Origin of the sequence: Streptomyces sp. NTH33, assembly GCF_003236365.1 — a bacterium.
Lineage (GTDB): Bacteria > Actinomycetota > Actinomycetes > Streptomycetales > Streptomycetaceae > Streptomyces.
The window spans coordinates 1-4917 of sequence record NZ_POTZ01000500.1 but is presented as its reverse complement, the minus strand read 5'-3'; the positions used below and the strand labels follow the sequence as shown (position 1 = coordinate 4917).

Here is a 4917-nt window from a genome sequence, read left to right as displayed (position 1 = left end):
GTCCTCGCCCTCCGCCCCCCGCACCGGTATCGGGTCGTACCCGCACAGGGCCTCCTCCGCCGCGCCGGCCGCGAGGCCGGTCAGCACGACGCGGCCGTCGTCGCAGACGAGGACCGTGCGGGCGGTGATGTTGCGGTGCACCCAGCCGTGGGCGTGCAGGACCCGCAGCGCCATGAGGACGTCGGAGGCGACCTCGGCCGCCCGGTACGGCGTCAGCGGCTTCTCGGCGAGCAGTGCCGCCAGCGGCCGCGCGGCGACCAGTTCGCTGACGATCCACAGCGAACCGCCCTCCGCGAACACGTCGAAGACCTGGTCCAGCCGGGGGTGGTCGGGAATCTGCGCCGCGGCCTGCGCGGCCTCGACCGCCCTGCGCACCGCCGGATCGGCGGGCCGCCGCGTCGCCGTACGCGCGAAGCGGTCCCCGCCCGCCGTACGCCCGCCGTGCGCCGAGGGACCCCGGAAGGCGCCGTCACGTGCCGTGAAGCCGTCGGGCAGCCCGTCCGCGTCGAGCACCTCCGCCTCGACCACCTCCGGCAGCGGCACCTGCCGGACGAGGACCTCCTGCCCGCTGTAGGTGTCGAAGGCCCGGGTCTCGGAGAGTTCGTACTCGTCGGACGGAGGCAGCGGCAGGCGGTAGCGGTCGGCGAGAACCCGGCCCGCATAGTCGTCCACGTTGCCTCCCCCGGCCGCACGCTCGGTCAATTCCGTTCGCCGCGCGTCCCGTTCCCGATGCTTACGGTCCGCAACCACTCACGATACGTGCCGGAGGCAACCCGCAGAGAGGGGATGCCAGATCTCGCGCACCAAACCCGGAACGCCCCCGGCGGGCGACGGGACCGCCCGGCTCACGACTTCTTCGGCCGGAAGGTCTTCGTCAGCGTCTCCCACGTGTTCTCGCGCAGGTCGCTGTCCCAGTTCGCGGCCTTCGCGGTGTACATCAGCGCGTGGCCGAGGCGGTCGTTCACCACGAACCCGCGGTCGATGACGCGGTACTTGGTCCCGCCGTCGACGTAGGTGAACTCCCAGTCGGCGGTGTTCCAGCCGCGGTACTCCACCTTCTCTATGCGGACCCGCTTGTACTGGGGGCGCACCATGCCCTTTTCCTGGTTGGTCCAGTCGGCGACCGGGTCGCCCTTCGGCGTGGACGTCCAGGCGACCAGCAGCCTCTGCTCGTCGGGGCCGGTGAAGCGGACCCCCGCGACGTCGGTGGTCGCGTACTTCCAGCCCTCGGGCAGCCCGATGGAGAAGCCTTGCGCGCTCTTGTACGTCGACGCCACGGCACCGCCGCCGCCGTCCTCGGATTCGTCCTTTCCGGAGCCGGAGCCGGAGCCGGCCCCGGATTCGGATGCGGACCCGGAGTCGCCGCCCGAGGTCTCCGTGCCGGCGCTCGTGGCCGGCTTGCCGGCCGAACCGTCGGCGCCCGTCGCGGAACCGGTTTCCTTCCCGTCCTTGCCGGTGCCGCCGCTCACGTCCTCCTTGGTCGAGGCGCCCGCGGACGTCCCGGCGGTGGCGGCCGTGCGGTCGGCTCCGCTCCCGGCGCCCTTGGGGTCCTCGTCGTCCCCGTCGAGCGTGAACGCCAGCACGGCGCCGATCACGGCGAGCACCACGACCACCGCGGTGATCACCAGTGTCCGCCGCGGCACCACGTCGGTGAGCGACGCCCTGGGCGGCGCCGCCGGCGGCGGCAGGTCCGGCGGCGTCATCACGGGCCACCCCGAAGCGGGCTGCCCGGCCTGCGTCCGGGTCTCCGCGGACGCCGCGGCCCCGCTCCCCGGACCCGTCGTCACGGTGCCCTTGCGCACCGAGCGCAGCGCCCCGCGCAGCCGGTCGGCCGCCTCCTCGCCCCGTCCGCCCCCGGAACCGGAACCCGCCGAACCGCCTGTGCCCCTGCCTCCGTCGGACTGCGCGGGCAGGGGGATGACCTTGGTGGCGTCCGCGGGCGGCTCCGGTTCGGCGCCCTTCGGCCGGGGCGCGTCGAGGACGGCTTTGAGCATGGCCCGGGCGCCGGCGTCGTCGAGCCGCTCCGCCGGGTCCTTGGTCAGCAGGCCGTGGATGACGTCTTTGAGCGGGCCGGCGTTCCTGGGCTCCTCCAGCGGCTCGGTCATCACCGCGGTCAGGGTGGCGATCGCCGAGCCCTTGTCGTACGGCGGCACGCCCTCCACCGCCGCGTACAGCAGGCCGCCGAGCGACCACAGGTCGGCCGCCGGGCCCGGCTTGTGCCCGCGGGCCCGTTCCGGGGAGATGTAGGAGGGGGCGCCGACGAGCATGCCGGTGGAGGTGAGGGACGGGTCGCCCTCGACCTGGGCGATGCCGAAGTCGGTGAGCACGACCCGGCCGTCGTCGGCGATGAGCACGTTGGACGGCTTCACGTCGCGGTGCAGGATCCCCTGGCGGTGCGCGGAGCGCAGTACGTCGAGGACCGCGAGCCCGACCTCGGCCGCCCGCCGCGGTTCCAGCAGCCCGTCCTCGCGGATGGCTTCGGCCAGGGACTTGCCCTCGACGAGCTCCATGACGATCCACGGCCGGTCGTCCTCGTCGACCACGTCGAAGACGGTCACCGCGCTGGTGTCGCGGATCCGGGCGATCGCCTTGGCCTCGCGCAGCGTGCGTGTGATCAGGCGCCGTTTCTCGTCCTCGTCGATGTTCGACGGGAACCTCAGTTCCTTGACGGCGACCGTACGGCCCAGGGTCTCGTCCTCGGCGCGCCACACGGTGCCCATGCCGCCGCGGCCGAGCACGCTCCCCAGCCGGTACCGGCCGGCGAGAAGACGCTCGTTCTCGTCCTGCAGAGTGTCCTGACGAGTGTCCTGACGGGGTGTGCCCGCCCGCTCCGCCTCCGACATGCGTCCCCTCATGCAACCCGCCCTGACAGAGCCTCCATTGTCTCTCACCCGACAAGTGCTCAACGCCCAGGGTGCCCCTGAGGACACCCCGGGACCGCCCCCGAACGGCCCTTCGTACACGCCGGGATGACGGGTTGTGACAAGGAGGGAGCCACGGGTGCCGACCCTTCGGACCATTCCGTCCATAACCCGCGCCGCACACCTCGCGCGGGACGGTGGTTCCGGCCCGGAAGTCGCCGTGACGGATTTTGGGAACGGGCTTCCCGAACGGCTTCCGGGCAGGCGACGGGAAGGTGACGACAGGGTCTACGACGGCACGATGTCCGGCGCCCCCAGCCGGGCCGCGTCGGCCGTCAGGTCGTCGGGCTGGCGCTGCGACTCCCGTTCGGCCTCCACCCGCTTCTCGTAGTGCTCGACCTCGCGTTCGATCTGGTCCTTGTCCCAGCCCAGCACCGGCGCCATCAGCTCGGCGGCCTCCCGGGCGCTGCGCGTGCCCCGGTCGAAGGTCTCGATGGATATGCGCGTACGCCGGGTCAGTACGTCGTCCAGGTGCCGCGCGCCCTCGTGGGAGGCGGCGTGGACGACCTCGGCGCGCAGATAGTCGTCGGCGCCCTGCAGGGGCGCGCCCAGTGTGGGGTTCTCGGTGATGAGGGCCAGGACCTCCCGGGCCGCCGACCCGTACCGCCTGAGCAGGTGCTCCACGCGCACCACGTGGAGGCCGTGCTCGGCGGCGATGCGCGCCCGCGCGTTCCACAGGGCGGGATAGCCCTCGGCGCCGTACAGCGGTATCTCCTCGGTGACGCAGTCGGCGACCCGCAGGTCCAGGCCGTGCACCGCCTCGTCGACGGCGTCCTTGGCCATCACCCGGTACGTCGTGTACTTGCCGCCCGCGACCACGACCAGGCCCGGTGCCGGGTGGGCCACGGTGTGTTCGCGCGACAGCTTGCTGGTGGCGTCGGACTCGCCGGCCAGCAGCGGCCTGAGCCCCGCGTACACGCCCTGCACGTCGTCGCGGCCGAGCGGCACCGCGAGGACCGAGTTCACGCGCTCCAGCAGGTAGTCGATGTCGGCGCTGGAGGCGGCCGGGTGGGCCTTGTCGAGGTCCCAGTCGGTGTCGGTGGTGCCGACGATCCAGTGCCGGCCCCAGGGGATCACGAACAGGACGGACTTCTCGGTGCGCAGGATCAGCCCGGTGGTGGAGTGGATGCGGTCCCTGGGCACGACGAGGTGGATGCCCTTGGAGGCACGGACGTGGAACTGGCCGCGCTCGCCCACCATCGCCTGGGTGTCGTCGGTCCACACCCCGGTGGCGTTGACGACCTGCTGGGCGCGGACCTCGTACTCGCCGCCGCCCTCCACGTCCCGCACCCGGGCGCCGACGACCCGCTCGCCCTCGCGCAGGAATCCGGTGACGCGCGCGCGGTTGGCGGCCTTCGCGCCGTACGACACGGCGGTGCGCACCAGGGCGGTCACGAAGCGGGCGTCGTCCACCTGGGCGTCGTAGTACTGCAGGGCGCCGACCAGGGCGTCCTTCTTCAGGCAGGGGGCGACGCGCAGGGCCTGGCGGCGGGTCAGGTGGCGGTGCAGGGGCAGGCCCCGGCCGTGTTCGCGGGCCATCGACATGGCGTCGTAGAGGGCGACGCCGGAGCCGGCGTACAGGCGCTCCCAGCCCTTGTGCTGCAGCGGGTAGAGGAACGGCACCGGCCGGACCAGGTGCGGTGCGAGGCGCTCCAGCAGCAGGCCGCGTTCCTTCAGAGCCTCGCGGACGAGCGCGAAGTCGAGCATCTCCAGATAGCGCAGTCCGCCGTGTATCAGCTTGCTGGAGCGGCTCGAGGTGCCCGACGCCCAGTCGCGCGCCTCCACGATGCCGGTGGACAGACCGCGGGTGACGGCGTCCAGAGCCGTGCCCGCGCCGACCACGCCTCCGCCCACGACCAGGATGTCCAGCTCCCGCTCGGCCATTCCCGCCAGTGACTCGGCGCGCTGCGCCGGCCCCAGTGTCGCTGTCCTCACCGCTGCCTCCTGCTCTCGGTCGCGCCGGCCGCACCCGTCGGCGAAGCCCGTTCCCCTCCCC

The 4917-nt window shown here is 73.0% G+C and carries 3 protein-coding genes; all 3 read right to left on the bottom strand.

Going from position 1 to position 4917, the window contains the following annotated elements:
- Positions 1-702: protein kinase (locus C1I97_RS31515; RefSeq protein ID WP_146608352.1), on the bottom strand; the 702-nt coding region annotated here is incomplete at its 3' end.
- A 143-nt stretch (positions 703-845) separates the two neighbouring features.
- The gene (locus tag C1I97_RS31510; RefSeq protein ID WP_111006474.1) at positions 846-2843 is read right to left on the bottom strand and encodes a protein kinase domain-containing protein; all 1998 of its coding nucleotides are present in this window, start codon (positions 2841-2843) and stop codon (positions 846-848) included.
- 306 nt (positions 2844-3149) lie between these two features.
- Positions 3150-4856 (bottom strand): glycerol-3-phosphate dehydrogenase/oxidase, encoded by a 1707-nt coding sequence (locus tag C1I97_RS31505; RefSeq protein ID WP_111006473.1) that lies wholly within the window; start codon positions 4854-4856, stop codon positions 3150-3152.
- Positions 4857-4917: the final 61 nt, after the last annotated feature.

Coding starts and splice junctions, on each gene's coding strand:
- C1I97_RS31510 (WP_111006474.1), bottom strand. CDS start 2,843: ATGTCGGAGGCGGAGCGGGCGGGCACACCCCGTCAGGACACTCGTCAG.